A 20,504-nucleotide genomic window follows, 5' to 3' on the forward strand; every position below is an offset into this window, starting at 1 on the left:
GCGCGCGTGAGCGGTGACAATCGCAACCTGATTCTGGCGCTGGTGCTGTCGGCGTTCGTGCTGTTCGGCTGGACCTTCCTGACGGAGCGTTACTTCCCGACCGCCAAGCCGGCGGCGACGGCACCGGCCACGCCTGCGGCCTCCACGCCCGCCGCCCCGACAGTGGCGGCGCCTGTGACCGCACCAGGACAGGTGGCGCCGGCGGCCGTGCCGGTGAATGCGCCGCTGCCCGCGGTGCTGGCGGCGACGCCGCGCGTGGCGATCGAGACGCCGAGCCTGCGCGGATCGATCAACCTGGCGGGGCTGCGGATCGATGACCTGCTGCTGATCCGGCATACGCAGGCGGTGGACAGCAAGGAAGCGGTGCGGCTGTTCGCGCCGTCGGGTGCGATCGTGCACCATGATAAGCTGTCAGACGGGACGGTGACCGGGCGAAACGCCAATTCAAATCCGAACTATGGCACGAATGCCGCCTATTTCGCCGGGTTCGGCTGGGCCGGCGCGGGGGCGCCGCCGGCGGATGCGCGCTGGACGGCGAACGGCGACAAGCTCACGCCGCAGACGCCGGTGACGTTCAGCTGGGCGGGCGCGAACGGGCTGACGTTCGAAGTCGTGCTGGCGGTGAACGATGCCTATCTGTTCACCGTGACACAGCGGGTGGTGAACCGGGGCGCGGCGGCAGTGGCGTTCCGGCCCTATGGCTATGTCAATCGCACCGGCGTGGGGCCAGAAGTGAACAGCTTCAACCTGCATGTCGGGCCGATCGCCGTTCTGGACGGCACGTTGAAGGAAGGCGAGATCGACTATGACAAGCTGCGCGAGGATGGGCCGCAAAAGTTCGCCTCGACCGGCGGCTGGCTGGGCATCACGGACAAATTCTGGCTGGCGGCGCTGATCCCCAACCAGAAGACGGCGATCGACGCCAATTTCACCCATGGCGCGGGTGACCGGTATCAGGCCGATTTCCTGGCACCGGCGCAGGTGGTGGCGCCGGGCACGGTGGTGGCGAGCACGACGCATCTGTTCGCCGGTGCAAAGGAAGTGGCGGCGGTGAACGCGGTGCGGGACGGGCTGGGGGTGAAGCTGTTCGACCGCAGCATCGCCTGGGGCTGGTTCTGGTTCATCGCGCAGCCCATCTTCTTCATCCTGGACTGGCTGTTCAAGTTCACCGGCAATTTCGGGCTGGCGATCGTCGGCCTGACGCTGCTGGTGCGGCTGATCCTGTTCCCGATCGCCAACCGGCAATATGCCAGCATGGCGAAGATGAAGGTTTTCGCGCCGAAAATGAAGGAGTTGCAGGAGAAGTACAAGGACGACAAGCTGAAGCAGCAGCAGGAGATGATGGAGCTTTACAAGCGGGAGAAGATCAATCCGCTGGCCGGCTGCCTGCCGATCCTGTTGCAGATCCCGATTTTCTACGCGCTGTACAAGACCCTGCTGATTTCCATCGAGATGCGGCACCAGCCGCTGGCGCTGTGGATCAAGGACCTGTCGGCAATGGACCCGCTGACGCCGGTGAACCTGTTCGGCCTGCTGCCCTTCACGCCGCCCGGCATCCTGCACATCGGGCTGCTGACCATCCTGCTGGGGGTAACCATGTACATCCAGTTCAAGCTGAATCCCCAGCCGATGGACGAGTTGCAGGCCAAGGTGTTCGCCTGGATGCCGTGGCTGTTCATGTTCATGATGGCACCGTTCGCCGCCGGGTTGCAGCTCTATTGGGTGGTGAACAATCTGGTCTCCATCGCGCAGCAGTGGGTGTTGATCCGCAAATATCCGTCGCCCGCGCCCGCCGGAGCGAAATAGGCTGGTGGCGGGATCGCTGGAGGATGGACGGCGGCTGTTCGCCGGGCCGGTGGAGTTCCTGCTGGCGGCACCGCGGCTGGACATCTTGCCGCCGCCGACGCTGCCCGAGGTGGCGGTGGCCGGGCGCAGCAATGTGGGGAAATCGAGCCTGTTGAACGCGCTGACAGGGCGGCATGGGCTGGCGCGGACCAGCGTGACGCCGGGGCGGACGCAGGAACTGATCGTGTTCGATGTCGGCGCGCCGCCGGTGATGCGGTTGATCGACATGCCGGGCTATGGCTTTGCCGAGGCGCCCAAGGACATCGTACGGCAGTGGCAGTATCTGATCGGCGACTATCTGCGCGGGCGGGTGGTGCTGAAGCGCGTGCTGCTGCTGATCGATTGCCGGCACGGGTTCAAGGCTGTGGATCAGGAGATCATGACGCTGCTGGACAAGGCGGCGGTCAGTTACCAGATCGTGTTGACCAAGGCGGACAAGGTGAAGCCGACGGCGCTGGCGGCGATGCTGGAGCGGATGGCCGACGAGGCGCGCAAGCAACCGGCGGCCTTTCCCGGCCTGATCGCGACGAGCAGCGAGAAGGGGACGGGCATCGCCGAATTGCGGCTGGCGGTGTGGGAGGCGGCGTTCCTGGGATCGTGACCGGCGTCACGCGCGCGCACGTTCAGCAGGGGCAAATAACAGGGGCAAAACCGATACAGCTCTGTTATGGGGGCGCCGGACTGGAGGCAGGATGTTCAAACTGGATGCAATCCGCATGGGCGGGCGCGAAATCTGGCCGCTGGTGGAGGGCGGCAAGGGCGTCTCGGCCACCAACCATGCCAGCGCCGGCGCCTGGGCGGCGGCGGGCGGCGTCGGGACGGTGAGCGCCGTCAATGCCGACAGCTATGACGCGAACGGCTTCGTCATCCCCCAGATCTATCGCTCGCGGACGCGGGAGGGGCGGCATGAGGAGCTGGTCGCCTATGCCATCGAAGGGGCGGTGCAGCAGGTGCAGCGGGCGTTCGACATCGCGCGCGAGACGCTGAGCGCGGGGCGGGGCGGGTTGAACATCAATGTGTTGTGGGAAATGGGTGGCGCGCAGCGGGTGCTGCATGGCGTGCTGGAGCGGACGCGGGGCCTGGTGAACGGCGTGACCTGCGGCGCCGGCATGCCGTACAAGCTGAGCGAGATCGCCGCCGGTTATGGCGTGCATTATTATCCGATCATCAGCAGCGGCCGGGCATTCCGGGCGCTGTGGAAGCGGGCCTATTCCAAGGCGGCGGAGTGGCTGGGCGCGGTGGTGTATGAGGACCCCTGGCTGGCGGGCGGGCATAACGGCCTGTCGAACGCGGAGGACCCGCGCAGCCCGCAGGCGCCCTATCCGCGCGTGGCGGAGGTGCGGGCGGTGATGCGCGAGGGCGGCATTCCGGACAGCGTGCCGATCATCATGGCGGGCGGGGTCTGGTATCTGCGCGACTGGGCGGACTGGATCGACAATCCGGAGCTGGGGACGATCGCGTTCCAATATGGCACGCGGCCGCTGCTGACGCAGGAAAGCCCGATTCCGGACGTATGGAAGGCGAAACTGACGGCATTGGAGCCGGGCGATGTGCTGCTGCACAAATTCTCGCCGACCGGATTCTACTCGAGTGCGGTGCTGAACCCCTTCCTGCTGGAATTGCAGGGGCGGAGCGAGCGGCAGATCGCCTTTTCGACCGAAGCGGCGGGCGACCACCAGTATCTGCTGGATGTCGGCGTGCCGCGCGGGCGAAGCTATTATGTCACGCGCGACGACCTCAACCGCGCCCGGGAATGGTATGGCGCGGGCCACACCGAGGCGCTGAAGACGCCGGACAACACGCTGATCTTCGTGGATGCGGCGCGGAAGAAGGAAATCCGAAAGGACCAGGCCGATTGCATGGGCTGCCTGTCGCACTGTTCCTTCAGCGCCTGGAAGGATCATGACGATCATTCGACCGGCTATCTGGCCGACCCGCGCAGCTTTTGCATCCAGAAGACGCTGCAGGAGATCGCGCATGGCGGCGAGCCGGACGCGAACCTGATGTTCGCGGGGCATGGGGCGTATAATTTCCGCAGCGATCCCTTCTATTCGAACGGCTTCGTACCGACGGTCAAGCAGCTGATGGAGCGCATCCGCACGGGCGATTGATCGGCGCCTTGCCATTTTTTGCCAACGGCGCCATGTTGCCGGCATGACGACGATGAATATCTCGCTGCCCGATTCCCTGAAGCAGTTTGTCGACCGGCAGATTGCGGAAGGTGGGTTCGGGACGAGCAGCGAATATGTGCGCAGCCTGATCCGGTTGGATCAGGATCGCCAGATGCTGCGGCAGCTGATGCTCGACGGGGCCAGTTCGCCCGCGGCGGAACCGGTTGATGCCGGCTATTTCGCGCGGTTGCGCGAGGCGGCGAATGCCCCGGCGCGGTGAGCGCCAGACTGTTGCTGGTTCCGCGCCGGCTTGCCAATGATGACGTCGAGCAGGCGGTTGCCTGGTATCGGGATGAAGCGGGCATCGGAACTGCCAACGCCTTTATCAATGCGCTGGAGGCCGCCTATGCCCGAATTGCTTCGGCACCGGACAATGGATCGCCTCGCTACGGCTACGAGCTGGGTTTGCCGGGGTTGCGGACGCGCGGTCTGAAACGATTCCCTTATATCGTGTGCTATGTCAGGCAGCCGACCTATGTCGATATCTGGCGGGTGCTGCACGGAAAGCGCGATGTTCCCGCCGCCCTGATGCTCGACTGACCGACTGAACGGGTTCACGCCGTCCAGCCGCCGTCGATGACGAGTTCGCTGCCGGTCATGTAACGGCTTTCGGGGCCGGCAAGGAAGACGATGCCGTTGGCGATGTCCTCCGGCGCGCCGGCATGGCCCAGCGGCGTGCCGCTGGCGGCGATCAGGTCCGCGTTCAGCGTGTTGGCGCCCGGTGTGCTGAAGGCGTCGGCGACGCTGTCCAGCCCGCCCTCGTTGATCTTGCTCCAGATGGGTGTGTCGATGATGCCGGGGTGCACGCTGTTGACGCGGATGCCGTCCTTGGCCGCGGCGCATTCCTTGGCGATGGCCTTGGTCATCAGGCGGACGCCGCCCTTGGTGGCGCAATAGCCGGCGAGGCCGGCGGAACCCTGGAGACCGGCGACCGAGCTGATGTTGACGATGGAGCCGCCGCGGCCGCCGGCGCGGATCAGGGGAATCGCGTGCTTGCAGCCGAGGAAGACGCCGGTGAGGTTGATGGCGAGCTGCCGGTTCCACATCTCCAATGGCATGTCGGTGACGAGCATGCCGCTGCCGATGCCGGCGTTGTTGACGAGCGTGTCGAGGCGGCCCTCGCTGTCGCGGATGCTGGCGATGACGGCCTGCCATTCGGGCTCCTCGGCGACATCGTGCGGCATGAAGCGGGCGGCGGCACCGATGGCGGCGACGGTTTCGCCGCCACCCTGCGTGTCGATGTCGGTGACGATGACGCGGGCGCCCCTGGCCGCCAGCGCGATGGCCGCGGCGCGGCCGATTCCGCTGGCGCCGCCGGTGACGAGGGCGACGGTGTCGGTCAGGCTCATGGCTGTTCTCCCTTGCGCCCATCATGCGCGGCACGGGCGGTGCGGCAAGCCTGTTCAAAGCGACGGGCGGCCTCTACATCGCCGGGATGGCCCGTGCGCAAACCCGCTATGTCTGTTCGCAATGCGGGTCGGTGGCGTCGAAATGGGCCGGGCAATGCGGCGATTGCGGCGCGTGGAACAGTTTCCAGGCGGAGGCGGCGCCGGCGAACACGCCGTTCGCGGCGAAGCACAGCCTGAAGAGCGGCGGCGCGGTGATCGCGCTGGCGCCGCTGGACGCAGGCGTGGTGCTGCCGCAGCGGGTCTCCACACAGATTGCCGAGTTCGATCGGGCGCTGGGCGGCGGGCTGGTGCCGGGGAGCGCGGTATTGATCGGCGGCGATCCGGGCATCGGCAAATCGACCCTGCTGTTACAGGCGGCGGGGCGGATGGCGCGGGCCGGAGTGGGGGTGGCCTATGTAAGTGGTGAGGAGGCGGCGGACCAGGTGCGGCTGCGGGCGCGGCGGCTGGGGCTGGCGGACGCGCCGGTGCTGCTGGCGGCGGCGACCAGCGTGCGCGACATTTTGACGACGCTGGCGCAACAGAAGGCGCTGGGGCTGCTGGTGATCGACAGCATCCAGACGATGCATTCGGACCAGCTGGAGGGGGCGCCGGGGACGGTGAGCCAGGTGCGGGCGAGTGCGCTGGAGCTGATCCGTTTCGCCAAGGACAGCGGCACCGCGCTGGTGCTGGTGGGTCATGTGACCAAGGATGGCCAGATCGCCGGCCCGCGCGTGCTGGAGCATATGGTGGACGCGACGCTCTATTTCGAAGGCGAGCGCGGGCATCAGTATCGCATCCTGCGGCCGGTGAAGAACCGGTTCGGTGGCACCGACGAGATCGGCGTGTTCGCGATGGAGGGCGACGGGCTGGCGGAGGTGCCGAACCCGTCCAGCCTGTTCCTGACCGCGCGCGATACGCCGGTGAGTGGCGCGGTGGTGTTCCCCAGCCTGGAGGGGACGCGGCCGGTACTGGTGGAGTTGCAGGCGCTGGTGGTGAAGATCAATACCGGGGCGACGCCGCGCCGCGCGGTGGTGGGCTGGGACGGCGGGCGGCTGGCGATGATCCTGGCGGTGCTGGAGGCGCGCTGCGGGCTGAGTTTCGGCAATTGCGAGGTGTATCTGAACGTGGCGGGCGGCCTGCGGGTGGCGGACCCGGCGGCGGACCTCGCCGTGGCGGCGGCGCTGGTGAGCGCCTTGCTGGACCGGCCGATCGCGGCGGAGACGGTGGCGTTCGGGGAAGTGGCGCTGTCCGGCGAAATCCGGCCGGCGGCGCATGCCAATCTGCGGCTGAAGGAGGCGGCCAAGCTGGGGTTCAGCCATGCCCTGGCGCCGCCCGAGACCAAGGGCGTCGGCGGGTTGCGGACGGAACCGTGCCGGACGCTGGGCGTGCTGGTGGATCGGCTGGCGCGGGATTGACGGCGGCGGGGCAACTATGAGATTGCCCGGGCACGGAGATCACTATGGCGCATCGGTTCTGTCGCATCTGACCGTCGGCTGAAGCCCGGCCTCACCGGGCCTTTGGCGCCTGCCATCCCATAGCCTTCGAGGTTTTCATGTTGTCCGCCCTTGCGCGCGCGCATGCGCGCCCTTTGTCTTTTGCCTATGCCCTGCGTGCGGCCGCGGAGGCGGCCGGGCAGCTCTATCCGCTGGCGACCGGCGTTGCCATCAATGGGGTGCTGACCGGGCATGTCGCCGCGGTGGGCTGGCTGGTGGCGTGCCATGCCGCGATGATGGTGCTGGAGGTGTCGGCGAAGATGCTGGACACGCGGGTGTTCACGCGCGTCTATGGCCAGCTGGCGACCGATGTGGTGCGGCGCGGGCATGATGCCGGCGCCGACCCGAATGTGATCGTCGCCCATGCCTCCTTGAGCCGCGAATATGTGACCTTCTTCGAGGAGCAGGTGCCGGCGATGCTCTATGCGGCGATCAGCATCGTGATCGCCGTTGTGGTGCTGGTGGGCTATGACCGCTGGATCGGTGCCGCCTGCCTGCTGCTGGTGCTGCCGCTGGCGGCGATCAACCTGTGGTTGTCGCGCCGGTCGAAGCGGCTGAACCGCGGGTTGAACGACCGGCTGGAGCGCGAGGTGGAGCTGGTGCGCGGTGGCGGCATGGTGCGGGTGGCACGGCATTTCCGGGCGCTGGCGGGCTGGCGGGTGAAGCTGTCGGACGCGGAGGCGAAAGGGTTCGGGTTGATGGAGCTGACGGTGATCCTGCTGGTGGCGGTGGCGCTGTGGCGGGTGGGGCAGGGCGAGGCCGTGCTGGCGGGCGACGTCTATGCCGTGTTCGCCTATGTCTGGCGTTATGTGCACGCGCTGGACCAGGTGCCGCTGCTGGTGCAGCAGTTGGCGAAGATCAGCGACCTGAACCGGCGGATGGCACCGGTTGCCGCCCCGGATGGCAGCGTCTATCGGACCATGCGATGAGCGACCTGACATCTTTCGACCTGTTGATCCTGGCGCTGGTGGTGGGGCTGGCGCTGTTGGGGGCGGTGCGCGGGTTCACCACCGAGGCGCTGAACCTGGCGGCGTGGGTGGCGGCGGTGTTCGCGGTGCGGCTGTTTCATGAGGAGATGACGGGCAAGCTGACGGGCTTTGCCGGCAGCGAGGGGAAGGGCGCGATCCTGGCGTTCCTGCTGCTGTTCCTGGGCGTGCTGATCGTGGGGAAGCTGATCGCTGGCTGGGTGGGCGGTGCGACGAAGGCGAGCGTGGTGGGGCCGGTGGACCGGGTGCTGGGGCTGGGATTGGGAGCGGCGAAGGGGTTGATCGCGGCGAGCGCCATCTTCCTGCTGGCGGAGTTCGCGACCCACCTGTTCGTGGCGGAGAAATCGCGGCCGGCATGGCTGGCGCAATCACAGGTGACGCCGATCCTGATCATCACCAGCAAGGCGCTGGTGAACTGGGTGAAGGAGGTGCAGGCCGACGCGCCGGCGGCGGATGGCGCCGGGCCGGATCGGGAGGGCTATTCGGCGAAGGACCGGGCAGCGCTGGATGACCTGTTGAACAAGGGCGAAGGGACGGCGGTATGAGCGAGCTGCGCCTGTGGAATACGATGACCCGGCAGAAAGAGGCAGTGCGCCTGCCGGAGCCGGGGAAACCCGTGACGATGTATGTCTGCGGCCCGACGGTCTATGGCCGGGCGCATATCGGCAATGCGCGGCCTGCCGTGGTGTTCGATGTGCTGTATCGGCTGCTGCGGCACCTGCATGGGGCGGAAAACGTGCGTTATGCCCGCAACATCACCGATATTGACGACAAGATCATGGCGAAGGCGGTGGCGGAGAACCGCAGTCCACAGGCGGTGGCGGCCGAATATGAGGCGGCCTATTTTGAGGACATGGCGGCTCTCGGCTGCCTGAAGCCCGATTTCAACCCGCGGGCGACCGAGCATATCGCCGGCGACCATGGCATGGTGGCGATGATCGCGGCGCTGATTGCGCGGGGCCATGCCTATGCCGCGGAAGGCCATGTGCTGTTCGATGTCGGCAGTTTTGCCGGCTATGGCCAGCTTTCGCGCCGGCCGATGGACGAGATGATCGCCGGGGCACGGGTGGAGGTGGCACCCTACAAGCGCAGCCCGGGGGATTTCGTTTTGTGGAAACCCTCGACGCCGGAGCAGCCGGGGTGGGAGTCGCCCTGGGGACGGGGGCGGCCGGGGTGGCATATCGAGTGCAGCGCAATGATCCGCGCCGTGCTGGGGGTGGAGACGATCGACATTCATGGTGGCGGGCTGGATTTGCAGTTTCCGCACCATGAGAATGAACGGGCGCAGAGCTGCTGCGCGCACGATGGCGCGGAGCTGAGCCGCATCTGGATGCACAATGGTTTCCTGACGATGGGGGAAACCAAGATGAGCAAGTCGCTGGGCAATATCATCACGCCGCGGGAGTTGCTGGACGCCGGGTGGGATGGCGAGGTGCTGCGGCTGGCGTTATTGAGTGCGCATTACCGGCAGCCGTTGAAGTGGGATGATGCGCTGCTGGCGCAGACGCGAGCAATCTACAGAAAATTTTGTTCGGAAATGTTGATTCTGGATGTGCACGATCGTGAGCAGATATCGCTGCCTGACAAAAACTCTCCCGTTGTTGCAGCGCTGAACGACGACATGAATACCAAGTTAGCCGTCGACTGCCTGCATAACGCATATCGTGTTGCAAAGAATCATCAAAGCGGTGCAGTTATAGCGCGTTCCCAAGGCGAGAATGACTCCAAGATAAAGAGTGCAGAATATAAGTCTTTTTTCGAGCTGCGAAACATAGGGTTGCTGCTGGGGCTGGATTTACGGGTCGAAGGCAGTCCTGAAATGGTCAGCGCGATCGCAAGCATAAGTGATATCCTGACCCAAGAGGAAGTTGACCTGAGATCAGCTGCAAAATTAGCTCATAATTGGGCTGAGGCCGACCGTATTCGGAATAAACTGAAAGCCAACGGCATCCGCCTGAAGGACAACAAGGACGGGACGACGAGCTGGGAACGGGTTTAGCGGCGCGAGTGTCGCTCGCGGTGCTCGCCCCACCCCTAACTGCTGACGCTTCGCGTCGTCTTCGACTCCCTTTCTTTGCTTCGCGGGAGGGAAGGGAGCGCGGCGGTATAGGTGGCGGGTGTGTGGGTTCGCGTCAGTGATTTCAGGGCGCGGGCGGTTTCGGTGATGAGGGGTTGTTTGTCCACGTCGTGGGGGTGGAGGGCCAAGCGGATGATCTTTTGCAGCGGCAGGGCGGCGGTGGCGAGGCGGCTGAAGAACAGGCTGCTGGCCATGCGCACGGGCGTGCGGCTGGCGTAGCTGATGACCGGGCCCTTGGTGAGGATCCGGTTGCTGCTGGGGTTCCAGACGCGGAAATGATCCTCGGCCAGGGTGAAGCCGAGGTCGGTGAGGGCGGCCTTGCTGGCGTCGGAATAGAGCCAGGCGGGGGCGACGAAGCGGGGGATGGGGGTGCCGAGGATGTCCTCCAGCAGCGCGCGGCCCTCGTTCAGGCGACGGCGGCTTTCGCGGGCGTCAAGCCCGAGGAACTCGCCTTCGCCGGCGGTCAGCAGCCGGGCTTTCAGCGCGGCGCCGCCGGCGTCGTGCGCGGTCAGGTCCTTGTGATAGAAGCCGTGCAGCCACATCTCGACGCCGGACGCGGCCCAGGCGCGCAGTTTCGCCTGGAAGGCCGGTGCCTTTGCCAGCGGGCTTTCGCCCCAGAAATCGGGGACGACCAGCATGCCGAAGCGGGTGCCGACGCCGGCGGCGTGCAGCCCGTCGATCAGGCGGTCGATGCGCGCCTCGTGGCGGGGCGACACGTCGTGGATGGTGATGAGGAGGCTGCGCATCGCGCGCTATGTGCGGCCGCTGGTGTCCAGCGGCAAGGTCACGCGGGCGCGCAGGCCGCCTTCGGTGCGGTTTTCCAGCAGCACGTCGCCGCCATGGGCGCGGGCGATGGTGCGCACCACCGACAGGCCGAGGCCGATGCCGCCGGTTTCGCGATTGCGGCTGCGTTCCGTGCGGTAGAAGGGTTCGAATACGCGCTCCAGCTCGCCTTGGGGCAGGCCGGGACCATCATCGTCGATGTCGACGATGGCGAAGCGACCGTCGCGATAGGCGCGCGCCCGGGCGCTGGCGCCGAATTTCTCGGCATTGTCGAACAGGTTGTTGAACAGGCGCCGCAGGTTGACGGGGTCGCCTTCGACCACCAGCCGGTCCTCCGCGTCGGCCTGGACGCGACGGCCGGTGATCGCCATGTCGTCGGCGACACGCTCCACCAGGCTGCCGAGCTCGATGCGCTGGCGTTCGCGGACCTCGTTGGCGCCGCGCACGAAGGCCATGGTGGCTGCGACCATCGCCTCCATCTCGGCGACGTCGCGTGCCATCGGATCGCGCTGCGGCTCGTCGAGATTCTCGATGCGGAAGGCGAGGCGGGTGAGCGGCGTGCGCAGGTCGTGGGCGATGGCGCCGACCATCTGGGTGCGGTCGTCGACATAGGCGCGCAGGCGCTGCTGCATCTGGGTGAAGGCGTGGGCGGCGCGCTGAACCTCGATCGGGCCATCGATCCGCGGCGGTGGCGCGCTGGGGTCGCGGCCGAGACGGTCGGCGGCGGCGGCGAGCGCGCGGAAGGGTTCGGCGAGGCGGCGGGCGAACAGCCAGGCGGCGGGCAGCATCAGGACGGCGCCGGCGAGAAACAGCAGCAGGAACTGCTGCTCCCAGCTTTCCAGCAGGCCGCGATTTTTCGGCTGGACGATCAGCCATCGGCCGTCCGGACGCTTCACGCTGATGACGAAATGGCCGACCAGTGCCGGTTCGAGCGGGGCATTGGCGGCGGCGTCGCGGGGGATCAGGTGGACGATCTTGCCATTCTGCTGCCGGTCGAGATCGAGAATGACGTTGCCCTGGGGCAGGCCGAGCTGGCGCGCCAGGGTGCCGGCGAGCAGCGGCCCGGCGGCGCCGTCCTGAGGATCGAAGGGGCGTGGTTTGTCATCCGGGACATAGCTGAGGCGGCCATTGGCACCGCGGGTGCCGCCGCTTTCGATGCCGATGGCAATGGAGGTGAGGCCGATCGACAGGATGGGGGGTGGCTTGACCAGGGTGAGGACGGCGAGGTTGATGCCCTGCGCGACGGCAAGCGTGGCGAGGACCAGCAGCAGGATGCGCGCGAACAGTGACCGGCGCAGGCGGGAGAGGGCCTCCAGCCAGTTTCTCGGGGGGGCGTTGAGCGGCAACCAACTAGCGCCGGGTCACCTTGGGGGTGAACATATAGCCTTCGTTGCGGATGGTGCGGATCAGCTCGTCCGTGGAATGGCTGGCGCCGTCGAGCTTCCGCCGCAGCCGGCTGATCTGCACGTCGATGGCGCGGTCGTACGCGTCGGAATCGCGGCCGCGCGCCATGTCGAGCAGCTGGTCGCGCGTGAGGACGCGCTGCGGACGTTCGACAAAGACCCGCAGCAGGCTGAATTCCCCGTCCGACAGGTTGATGAGGACGCCATCGGGCGAGCGCAGCTCGCGCCGGACCAGGTCGAGGCGCCAGCCGGCGAATTCGGCGATGACGCCGCTGACATCGCCGGTCTCGCGCGGTTCGTGGCGACGGCGCAGCACGGCGCGGATGCGGGCGAGCAATTCGCGCGGGTTGCAGGGCTTGGCGACATAATCGTCCGCCCCGACCTCCAGCCCGACGATGCGGTCGGTGTCCTCTCCCATGGCTGACAGCATGATGATGGCGGGGCCGCCGGGTGCGGCAATGCGCCGCGCGATGGCAAGGCCATCCTCCCCGGGCATCATCAGGTCGAGCACCATCAGGTCGAACGGCTGTGATGAGGTGGCGATGATCTTGTCCATGGCGACGCCATCCTCGGCGGTTTCGACATCATATCCATGCTTGCCAAGGAATTCGGCGACGACGGAGCGGATGCCGGGATCGTCGTCGACGATCATGATGCGGGGGTTCACCATTGGAACTTCGGTTTCCATCCTTTGCGCGTTATGCGCGAAACGTAGCGTCCATATGTCCGCAACGCAACGCGGCGGCGTCGCGTATGTCAGCATGGATTTGCACCGACATGCGGCCGCAATGTGGGCCGATGAACCTGCGTCATCGAATCGTCGCGGCAGACCCCCATGGTCGCCGCCGTCGGGCCTGCCCGAAAGGGTGGACACGGTGATGCGGCCTGCTGCCGCGACGTAGGTGGCCCGGTCGGACCCTGCCCCTGTCCCCGACCGGGCCACCGGCTCGACCATTGCCAAGCGGGCGGGTGATTCCCACGACGGGTGCGGTATAGGAAATCGATGCGAATAGCACCTGTCATTCTTTCCGGATTTTGCATTTTTGCAACGAAGGCGCCGGACTGTGGCCGCAGGGTGACGCCGGAATGAGGCAACGACAGGTTGCAACCGGGACATGGTGGCTGCTGCTGGGGATCGCGACGGCGGTGCACGCCGGCGCGGCGCTGGCGGGGGACGATCCGCGCGGTCTGATGCCGCCGTCCGCGCCGGACTATCGGCTGACGGGCGTTTCCGGGCCGGAGCGCTGCCCGACGGAGGTCGGCGCGGCGCCCTTGACTCCGGTGGCGCTGGTTGACCTGGCGCTGTGCCGGAACCCCAATCTGCGGGCCGCCTGGGCGGCGAACCGCACCGCGGCGGCGCAGGCGGGACAGGCGCGGGCCAGCCTGTTGCCGACGCTGAGCGCGGCGCTGACGCCGGGGGCGAGTTACAGCGAGAGTTTCGGCAGCGGCACCCTTCCCGGATCGAGCACCAATGCGACGGCGACCGCGAGCCTGAGCCTGAACTGGCTGCTGTTCGACTTTGGCGGGCGGCGGGCGCGGATCGATGCGGCGGATGCCGCGCGGGGGGTGGCGCTGGCGGGGTTCGCCGACAGCGCGCAGGGCGTGGTGGCGCAGGTGGTGCAGGGCTATAACAGCGTGATCGCGGCCGAGGCGGCGGACGTGGCGGCCCGGGAGAGCCTGCGTTTTGCCAGCGTCAGCCTGGAGGCGGCACGGGCGCGGGAGGCGGCGGGCGTGGGCCTGCGGTCCGACACGTTGCAGGCGCAAACCGCCTTTTCACAGGCGCAACAGGTGCAGCGACAGGCGGAGGGACAGGTGGCGATCGCGCGCGGCCAGCTGGCGGTGAGCGTGGCATTGCCGCCGGATGCGCCGCTGCTGCTGGCGCCGCCGCCGGCGCTGGAGACCGGCCGGCTGATGAACGAGCGCGCCGATGCGCTGATCCGCGAGGCCGAGCGCGCGCGCCCCGACCTGCGCCGGGCGAGCGCCAACCTGGCGGTGGCGGAGGCCAATCTGCGCGCCGCGCGGGCGGACCGGGCGCCGACCGTCAGCCTTGGCGTGGCACCACAGGTGAGTTTGAACGATGCGCAGCGCAACAGCGCCGCCGGCAGCGTGGGGGTGACGCTGAGCATCCCGCTGTTCACCGGCTGGTCGCGCACCTATGCCGTCGCCGCGGCGACGAGCGAGGTGGACCGCAATGCCGCGCAGTTCGAGGCGAGCCGGCAGGCGGCGGGGCTGGATGTGTGGACGGCGTTGCAGACGCTGCGGACGCAGGCGGCGACACTGGACGCGGCGCGGGCCGCCTTTGACAGCGCGGCGGCGGCAGCGGGGCTGGCGCAGGGGCGGTTCCGTGCCGGGGTTGCCAGCATCACCGAACTGCTGAATGCGCAAAGCAGCCTGGCCAACGCGCAGCAGGCGCTGGTGGCGGCGGATTTCGGTGTGCGCAGTGCCAATGTGACGCTGGCGCGGGCGGTGGGCATGGTGGGGGAGGCGGTTCGATGATGGCGCTGGTGCGGCGGCGGTGGGGCTGGGCGCTGCTGGCGCTGATCGTGGTGGCGCTGGCGGCCTGGTGGGGGCTGCGATCCGAGGACAAGGGCGCGCAATATCGCACGGCGGAGGTGCTGCGTGGCGACCTGACCGAGGGGGTGACGGCGAACGGCACGATCAACCCGGTGCGCGTGATCAATGTCGGCACGCAGGTGTCGGGCACGGTCGCGAAGCTGAATGTCGATTTCAACGACCGGGTGACCGCGGGGCAGGTGCTGCTGGAGCTGGATCCGCGCGTCTATCAGGCACGGCTGGCGGCGAGTGAGGCGACGCTGGCGCAGCTGCGGGCGACGGCGGCCTTGCAGGCGGCGAACGCGGCCCGGGCGGCGAACCTGCGCAAGCAGGATTTCATCAGCCAGCAGGATTATGAGACGGCGCGGGCGACGGCGGCCGCCAGCAGCGCGCAGGTCAGAAGCGCCGAGGCGCAGATCGTGCAGGACCGGACCAACCTGGGTTATACCATCATCCGCGCGCCGGTGAGCGGCGTGGTGATCAGCCGCCAGGTCGATCTGGGGCAGACGGTGGCGGCGAGTTTCCAGACGCCGACGCTGTTCACGCTGGCGCTCGACCTGACCAAGATGCAGATCGAGGCCTCGATCGCCGAGGCCGATGTGGCGAAGGTGAAGGTGGGGCAGGCGGTACGGTTCGACGTGGACGCATTCGGCGGCCGGCAGTTCGCGGGCACGGTGCGGCAGGTGCGCCTGAACCCGGTGACGCAGCAGAATGTGGTGACATACACCGCGATCGTGGCGGTCGATAATCCCGACGGCGCGCTGCTGCCCGGGATGACGGCGAACGCGCAGTTCCGGGTGCGGGACTATGCGGGTGTGTTGCTGCTGCCCAATGGCGCGATGAGCTGGAAGCCGGCGGACTGGACGCGCGCCCGGGCGGCGCAGGAAGGACCGCCCAACCCCTTTGGCGGGGGGGCGGCCGACCCGTCGAAGAAGACCATCGGTGACGCGCGCTTGCGCGATCCGGGCGATGTGACGGTGTTCGTGCTGGGCGCGGATGGCCGGGCGGTGCCGCGGCGCATCCGGGTGGGCGCGTCGGACAATGATTATTCGGTGGTGACGGCGGGCGAATTGAAGGCCGGCGACAAGGTCATCGTGGGTGAGCTGAAGCCGGGCGAGGCGAGCGCCAGCGCCGGGCCGGCGACGAAAAGCGATGACCGCAAGGCGCGGGCGGGTGCGGCGGGCGGCGGCCACCCGCCGGGCATCTGATGGCGCTGCTCAGCCTGCATGACGTGGTGAAGGACTATGCCTCCGAGGCCGGGAGCTTTCGCGCGCTGCACGGCGTGAGCTTTGATGTGGCCGAGGGCGAGCTGATGAGCATCATGGGGCCATCGGGATCGGGGAAATCGACGCTGATGAACATCATCGGCTGCCTGGACGTGCCGAGCGAGGGCGTGTTCCGCTTCGACGGCCAGGATGTGTCGGGGCTGGACGAACGGGCACAGGCGAGCCTGCGCAACCGCGACATCGGTTTCGTTTTCCAGCAGTTCAACCTGCTGCCGCGGCTGAGCGCGCTGGGCAATGTGGCGTTGCCCCTGGTCTATGCCGGCGTGGCACGGGCGGAGCGGGAGGCGCGGGCGGCGGAACTGCTGGGGCTGGTGGGGCTGGCGGACAAGCCGGCGTCGCGGCCGAGCCAATTGTCGGGTGGGCAGCAGCAGCGGGTGGCGGTGGCACGGGCGCTGGCGACGCAGCCGCGCCTGCTGCTGGCCGATGAGCCGACCGGTGCACTGGATACAAGGACCGGTGCCGAGGTGCTGGCGATGTTCAAGGCGCTGAATGCAGACCGGGGTGTGACGGTGGTGATCGTGACGCATGATCCGGGCGTGGCGGCGGCGACCAACCGCGTGGTGCGGATCCAGGACGGGCTGATCCTTTACGATGGCCCTCCAACCGCGGAGGCGCTGGCGGGGGCGGGTCATGATTTCGGGAGTGTCGCGGCATGCTAGGCTCGATGCTCGCCGAAGCCTGGAGTGCGCTGGTTGCCAATCGCTTGCGGTCGGGGCTGACGATGCTGGGGATGATCATCGGGGTGGCCTCGGTGATCCTGCTGCTGGCGTTGGGGGGCGGGGTGCAGAAGCGGGTGAGCGAGAGCATCTCGGCCCTGGGATCGAACCTGCTGATCATCACCTCGGGCTCGGCGCAGGGGCGGGGCGGGATCAGCCAGGGGGCGGGCACGGGGCCGACGCTGACCCTGGATGATGCGGAGGCCATCGGCGCGTTGCCGGACGTGGTGGCGGCGGCGCCGTCCGGCGCGCTGGCGGCGCAGGTGGTGGCGGGGCCGACCAACTGGCTGACGCAGGTGCAGACCAGCACGCCGGCCTGGTTCGCGGTGCAGGACTGGTTCCCCGACGAGGGCCGGGCCTTCACCGAGATGGAAAACCGGGCCGCGGCGCGGGTGGCGGTGATCGGCGCGACGGTGGCCGACAACCTGTTCGGCGCCAATGATCCGCTGGGCCAGCAGGTGCGCATCAGGGGCGTGACCTTCACCATCATCGGCATCCTTCCCAAGAAAGGCCAGGGCATCGGCGGGCAGAACCGCGACGATGTGGTGGTGGTGCCATTGTTGGCGGCGCAGCGGCTGATCCAGGGCGGCGGCGCGTTCCGGCGCAGCATCCGGACGATCTCGGTCAGCGTGACGCGGCCCGAAGCGGTGGATGACGTGCAGGATGTGATCGGCGCGATGCTGCGGCGGCGGCACGGACTGGCGCCGGGCGTGCCCGATGATTTCACCATCACCAACATCACCGCGGTGGGGGACACGTTCAAGGAAACGACGCAGGCGCTCAGCCTGCTGCTGGGGGCGATCGGCGGCATCAGCCTGGTGGTGGGCGGCATCGGCATCATGAACATCATGCTGGTGAGCGTGACCGAGCGGACGCGGGAGATCGGCATCCGCATGGCGATCGGCGCCAGTCGGGCGGCGGTGCGGTTGCAGTTCCTGCTGGAAGCGCTGATGCTGAGCCTGGTGGGATGCCTGGCGGGCGTGATGATCGGCGTGGGGCTGACCTTGATCGCCGGCAAGGCGCTGCCGTTCGCGCCCGTCATCACGGCGGGTTCGATCGTGACCAGCTTCCTGATTTCCGCGGGGATCGGCATTTTCTTCGGCTGGTATCCGGCCAACCGGGCGGCGAAACTGAGCCCGATCGAGGCCTTGCGCAGCTGAGGGCAGGAACCGCTGCCCGTTCCATCGGTTGCGACCTTATGCAGGACGACAAGATATTGCTGGCGGTGGCCGGGCTGGCGGTGATTGTGGCGCATTGGGTGCCGCGCCTGTTCACCCGGCGCGAGCCGTCGGCGACGCCCTTGCTGCTGCTGGGCGGGATGCTGATCGGGCTGCTGCTGCCGGAGGTTGCCGAGACAATCGATCCGGCGCGATCGCATGGGCTTTGGGAGCGGGTAACCGAAGCCTGCGTGATCGTCAGCCTGTTCGGCACGGGGTTGCGCATCGACCGGCCGCAGGACTGGCACCGTTGGTTGCCGACCTGGCGGCTGCTGCTGATCGCCATGCCGCTGACCATCGCCGCGATGGCGCTGGGCGGGCTGATGCTGGGGCTGCCGCTGGCGAGCGCGCTGCTGCTGGGGGCGATGCTGGCGCCGACCGACCCGGTGCTGGCGAGCGGCGTGCAGGTCGGCAAGCCGACCGAGGGGGGCGAGGAGCCGGTGCGCTTTGCGCTGACCACCGAGGCGGGGTTGAACGACGGGCTGGCCTTTCCCTTCGTGCATCTGGCGATTCTGGCGGCGCTGGCGGGCGGGATCAGCGGCGGCCTGTTGGGGGAATGGGCGCTGCGGGACGGGCTGATGCGCATCGGCGTGGGCGCTCTGGCCGGGGCGGCGATCGGCTGGGCCGCGGGTGTGCTGTTGTTCCGCTGGCCACGCGGCAACCCGCTGGCACGGACGGAAGCGGGCGTGGTGGGGCTGGGTGTGGTGGCGCTGGTCTATGGAGCGACCGAATTGCTGCATGGCTATGGTTTTGTGGCGGCGTTTGTTGCCGGGCTGATGGTGCGACGGGCGGAGGAGGGGCATGAATTCCAGAAGACGCTGCACGGTTTTGCCGATGCGACCGAGCTGTCGCTGACGGCGCTGCTGCTGTTGGGGCTGGGCATGGCGTTGCCGGCGCTGTGGCCGGCGATGGGGTGGCCGGCGCTGGGCCTGGCGGCGCTGCTGGTGCTGGTGGTGCGGCCGGCGGCGGGGTGGCTGAGCCTGATGGGGTCCGCGATGGATGCGCGGCAGAGGCGGGTGACGGCCTTTTATGGGATCAGGGGCATCGGGTCGGTCTATTACCTCGCCTATGCCGCCGGCAAGGCGGAGTTCGCGGCGCTCGACCTGCTGTGGGGCACGCTGGCGCTGGCGATCATCCTGTCGACGCTGACCCATGGCCTGACGGCGGAGCGGGCGGTGGAGGCGGCGGAGACCGGTTAGCGGATGCTCTCGTAGGCGGAAAGGGCGCGGGTGCGGGCCTGGGCGTGGTCGACGATGGGGGCGGGGTAGGCGGCGGTGGGGCGGGCGGCGCGCCAGGGGGCGTGGATGTCGGTGTCGGAAAGGGGGGCCAGTTCCGGCACCCAGCGGCGGATGTAGCCGGCGGCGTCGAACTTCTCGCTCTGGCCGACGGGGGCGAAGATGCGGTTGTAGGGGCTGCTGTCCACGCCGCTGCCCATCACCCATTGCCAGCCCATGGCGTTGTTGCCGAGGTCGGCGTCCAGCAGCGTGTCCCAGAACCATTCCTCGCCGCGGCGCCAGTCGATCAGCAGATGCTTGGTGAGGAAGCTGGCGGCGACCATGCGGACGCGGTTGTGCATCCAGCCCGATTGCCAGAGCTGGCGCATGCCGGCATCCACCAGCGGATAGCCGGTGCGGCCGCGTTGCCAGGCGCGGAGATCGGCCGGCGCATCGCGGAAGGGGAAGCGGGCGAAGGCATCGCGGTGCGGGACCCAGTGGCTGTCGGGGAGCGTGTCGATCATGCCCTGGCCGAAATCGCGCCAGACGAGCTGGCGGGTGAAGCTGGCGGCGGCCTTGCCGGCGGCGTCGAGCGCGGCGTGCCAGACGGTGGCGGGGGAGAGTTCGCCGAAGTGGAGGTGGGGGGAGAGGCGGGAGGTGCCGGCTTCGCTCGGGAGGTTGCGGGTGGTTTCGTAGCCGGCGACTTGGGGCAGCCAGGCTTTCAGCGCGCGGTGGGCGCCTTTTTCGCCGGGTTGCCAGGCGGTGAAGCCGGTCGACCAGCCGGGATCGGTGGGAAGCAGGGCCCAGTCCGCCAGCGTGTCACCGTCGGGTCCGTCGGTGGCGGGGATATGCTGAGGGGCGGGGAGGGGGTCGGGGGGCGGCATCTGGTTGAGGAGCGCGCGCCAAAAGGGGGTGAAGATGCGGTAGCGCCCGCCGCTGCCGCTGGTGACGCTGGCGGGATCGGCGAGCGTGTGGCCGGGGTGGAGGGTGAGCAGGTCGGCGAGGTCGGCCTGGGCGGCTTTCCACCAGGGTTCGTAATGGGTGGTGGCGTGGATGCGGGTGGCGCCGGTGCTGGCGGCAAGCGCGCGCAGGGTGGCGGCGCTGGGGCCGCGCAGGAGCAGCAGTCGGTTGCCGCGCTTGCGCAAGGAGGCGTCGAGCGCGGCGAGGCTGTGGTGCAGCCACCAGCGGCTGGCGGCGCCCATGGGGCGGAGGCCGGGGGTCTCGTCATCGAGGATGTACACCGGCAGGACGGGGCCGGCGGCGACGGCGGCGAGGAGGGCGCGCTGGTCGGAGAGGCGGAGGTCCTGACGGAACCAGAGGATTTGCATGGGCATGCAATGCGCCATGGTCGCGCCGGTTGCACGGGGCAAGG

19 protein-coding genes are annotated in these 20,504 nt (G+C 68.2%); 14 read left to right on the plus strand and 5 right to left on the minus strand.

Going from position 1 to position 20,504, the window contains the following annotated elements:
- The first annotated feature begins 6 nt into the window (after positions 1 to 6).
- The 5 genes from yidC to H3309_RS02135 all read left to right on the plus strand — a co-directional run bounded on the left by yidC (position 7) and on the right by H3309_RS02135 (position 4,556).
- Positions 7 to 1,806 carry a membrane protein insertase YidC gene (yidC, locus tag H3309_RS02115; protein ID WP_182297073.1) on the plus strand — a complete coding sequence of 600 codons (1,800 nt, stop codon included), beginning with the start codon at positions 7 to 9 and terminating at the stop codon, positions 1,804 to 1,806.
- A 4-nt stretch (positions 1,807 to 1,810) separates the two neighbouring features.
- On the plus strand, positions 1,811 to 2,446 hold the full coding sequence (gene yihA, locus H3309_RS02120) for a ribosome biogenesis GTP-binding protein YihA/YsxC (RefSeq protein ID WP_243453812.1): 636 nt from the start codon (positions 1,811 to 1,813) through the stop codon (positions 2,444 to 2,446).
- A gap of 91 nt (positions 2,447 to 2,537) precedes the next feature.
- The gene (locus H3309_RS02125) at positions 2,538 to 3,956 is read left to right on the plus strand and encodes an NAD(P)H-dependent flavin oxidoreductase (protein WP_182297075.1); all 1,419 of its coding nucleotides are present in this window, start codon (positions 2,538 to 2,540) and stop codon (positions 3,954 to 3,956) included.
- Positions 3,957 to 3,999: 43 nt separating this feature from the next.
- Complete coding sequence (locus H3309_RS02130; RefSeq protein ID WP_182297077.1) at positions 4,000 to 4,236, plus strand: type II toxin-antitoxin system ParD family antitoxin; 237 nt, start codon at positions 4,000 to 4,002, stop codon at positions 4,234 to 4,236.
- Positions 4,233 to 4,556, plus strand: a complete 324-nt coding sequence (locus H3309_RS02135) for a type II toxin-antitoxin system RelE/ParE family toxin (RefSeq protein ID WP_182297079.1) — start codon at positions 4,233 to 4,235, stop codon at positions 4,554 to 4,556. Before H3309_RS02130 ends, H3309_RS02135 begins: the two co-directional genes overlap by 4 nt.
- 14 nt (positions 4,557 to 4,570) lie before the next feature.
- Here H3309_RS02135 and H3309_RS02140 read toward each other — a convergent pair whose 3' ends face one another.
- Positions 4,571 to 5,365 (minus strand): SDR family oxidoreductase, encoded by a 795-nt coding sequence (locus H3309_RS02140; RefSeq protein WP_182297081.1) that lies wholly within the window; start codon positions 5,363 to 5,365, stop codon positions 4,571 to 4,573.
- A gap of 86 nt (positions 5,366 to 5,451) precedes the next feature.
- Between H3309_RS02140 and radA the strand changes: the two genes are divergently transcribed.
- From radA to cysS, 4 genes are all read left to right on the plus strand, one after another.
- Positions 5,452 to 6,819, plus strand: coding sequence for a DNA repair protein RadA (gene radA, locus H3309_RS02145; protein WP_182298436.1), 1,368 nt, complete (start codon positions 5,452 to 5,454; stop codon positions 6,817 to 6,819).
- A 137-nt stretch (positions 6,820 to 6,956) separates the two neighbouring features.
- Entirely contained in the window at positions 6,957 to 7,826 is an 870-nt protein-coding gene (locus H3309_RS02150; protein ID WP_182297083.1) for an ABC transporter six-transmembrane domain-containing protein, read from the plus strand.
- Positions 7,823 to 8,428: a CvpA family protein gene (locus H3309_RS02155; RefSeq protein ID WP_182297085.1), complete on the plus strand. Its 606-nt coding sequence runs from the start codon at positions 7,823 to 7,825 to the stop codon at positions 8,426 to 8,428. The genes H3309_RS02150 and H3309_RS02155 overlap by 4 nt, the downstream gene beginning before the upstream one ends.
- Positions 8,425 to 9,882 carry a cysteine--tRNA ligase gene (cysS, locus tag H3309_RS02160; RefSeq protein WP_182297087.1) on the plus strand — a complete coding sequence of 486 codons (1,458 nt, stop codon included), beginning with the start codon at positions 8,425 to 8,427 and terminating at the stop codon, positions 9,880 to 9,882. The genes H3309_RS02155 and cysS overlap by 4 nt, the downstream gene beginning before the upstream one ends.
- Positions 9,883 to 9,917: 35 nt before the next feature.
- On the opposite strand, the gene H3309_RS02165 is transcribed toward cysS, so the two are convergent.
- The 3 genes from H3309_RS02165 to H3309_RS02175 are packed head-to-tail and all read right to left on the minus strand — an operon-like array spanning position 9,918 to position 12,798.
- Positions 9,918 to 10,706 (minus strand): DUF2334 domain-containing protein, encoded by a 789-nt coding sequence (locus tag H3309_RS02165; protein ID WP_182297089.1) that lies wholly within the window; start codon positions 10,704 to 10,706, stop codon positions 9,918 to 9,920.
- 6 nt (positions 10,707 to 10,712) lie between these two features.
- The gene (locus H3309_RS02170; RefSeq protein ID WP_207791545.1) at positions 10,713 to 12,089 is read right to left on the minus strand and encodes a sensor histidine kinase; all 1,377 of its coding nucleotides are present in this window, start codon (positions 12,087 to 12,089) and stop codon (positions 10,713 to 10,715) included.
- A 4-nt stretch (positions 12,090 to 12,093) separates the two neighbouring features.
- Complete coding sequence (locus tag H3309_RS02175; protein WP_243453813.1) at positions 12,094 to 12,798, minus strand: response regulator; 705 nt, start codon at positions 12,796 to 12,798, stop codon at positions 12,094 to 12,096.
- A 434-nt stretch (positions 12,799 to 13,232) separates the two neighbouring features.
- Between H3309_RS02175 and H3309_RS02180 the strand changes: the two genes are divergently transcribed.
- From H3309_RS02180 to H3309_RS02200, 5 genes are read left to right on the plus strand one after another with little or no spacing between them, the layout of a single operon-like run.
- Positions 13,233 to 14,642, plus strand: a complete 1,410-nt coding sequence (locus H3309_RS02180) for a TolC family protein (protein ID WP_182297093.1) — start codon at positions 13,233 to 13,235, stop codon at positions 14,640 to 14,642.
- A complete protein-coding gene (locus tag H3309_RS02185) occupies positions 14,639 to 15,907 on the plus strand; it encodes an efflux RND transporter periplasmic adaptor subunit (protein WP_207791547.1) in 1,269 nt (422 codons plus the stop codon). The genes H3309_RS02180 and H3309_RS02185 overlap by 4 nt, the downstream gene beginning before the upstream one ends.
- Positions 15,907 to 16,644, plus strand: coding sequence for an ABC transporter ATP-binding protein (locus tag H3309_RS02190; protein WP_182297095.1), 738 nt, complete (start codon positions 15,907 to 15,909; stop codon positions 16,642 to 16,644). The genes H3309_RS02185 and H3309_RS02190 overlap by 1 nt, the downstream gene beginning before the upstream one ends.
- On the plus strand, positions 16,638 to 17,861 hold the full coding sequence (locus tag H3309_RS02195) for an ABC transporter permease (RefSeq protein ID WP_182297097.1): 1,224 nt from the start codon (positions 16,638 to 16,640) through the stop codon (positions 17,859 to 17,861). Before H3309_RS02190 ends, H3309_RS02195 begins: the two co-directional genes overlap by 7 nt.
- Before the next feature lie 38 nt (positions 17,862 to 17,899).
- Positions 17,900 to 19,117 (plus strand): cation:proton antiporter domain-containing protein, encoded by a 1,218-nt coding sequence (locus H3309_RS02200; RefSeq protein WP_182297099.1) that lies wholly within the window; start codon positions 17,900 to 17,902, stop codon positions 19,115 to 19,117.
- Here H3309_RS02200 and H3309_RS02205 read toward each other — a convergent pair.
- The gene (locus H3309_RS02205) at positions 19,114 to 20,466 is read right to left on the minus strand and encodes a cryptochrome/photolyase family protein (RefSeq protein WP_182297101.1); all 1,353 of its coding nucleotides are present in this window, start codon (positions 20,464 to 20,466) and stop codon (positions 19,114 to 19,116) included. The two genes, H3309_RS02200 and H3309_RS02205, sit on opposite strands and share 4 nt — an antisense overlap.
- Positions 20,467 to 20,504: the final 38 nt, after the last annotated feature.

The organism is Sandaracinobacteroides saxicola, assembly GCF_014117445.1.
GTDB lineage: Bacteria > Pseudomonadota > Alphaproteobacteria > Sphingomonadales > Sphingomonadaceae > Sandaracinobacteroides_A > Sandaracinobacteroides_A saxicola.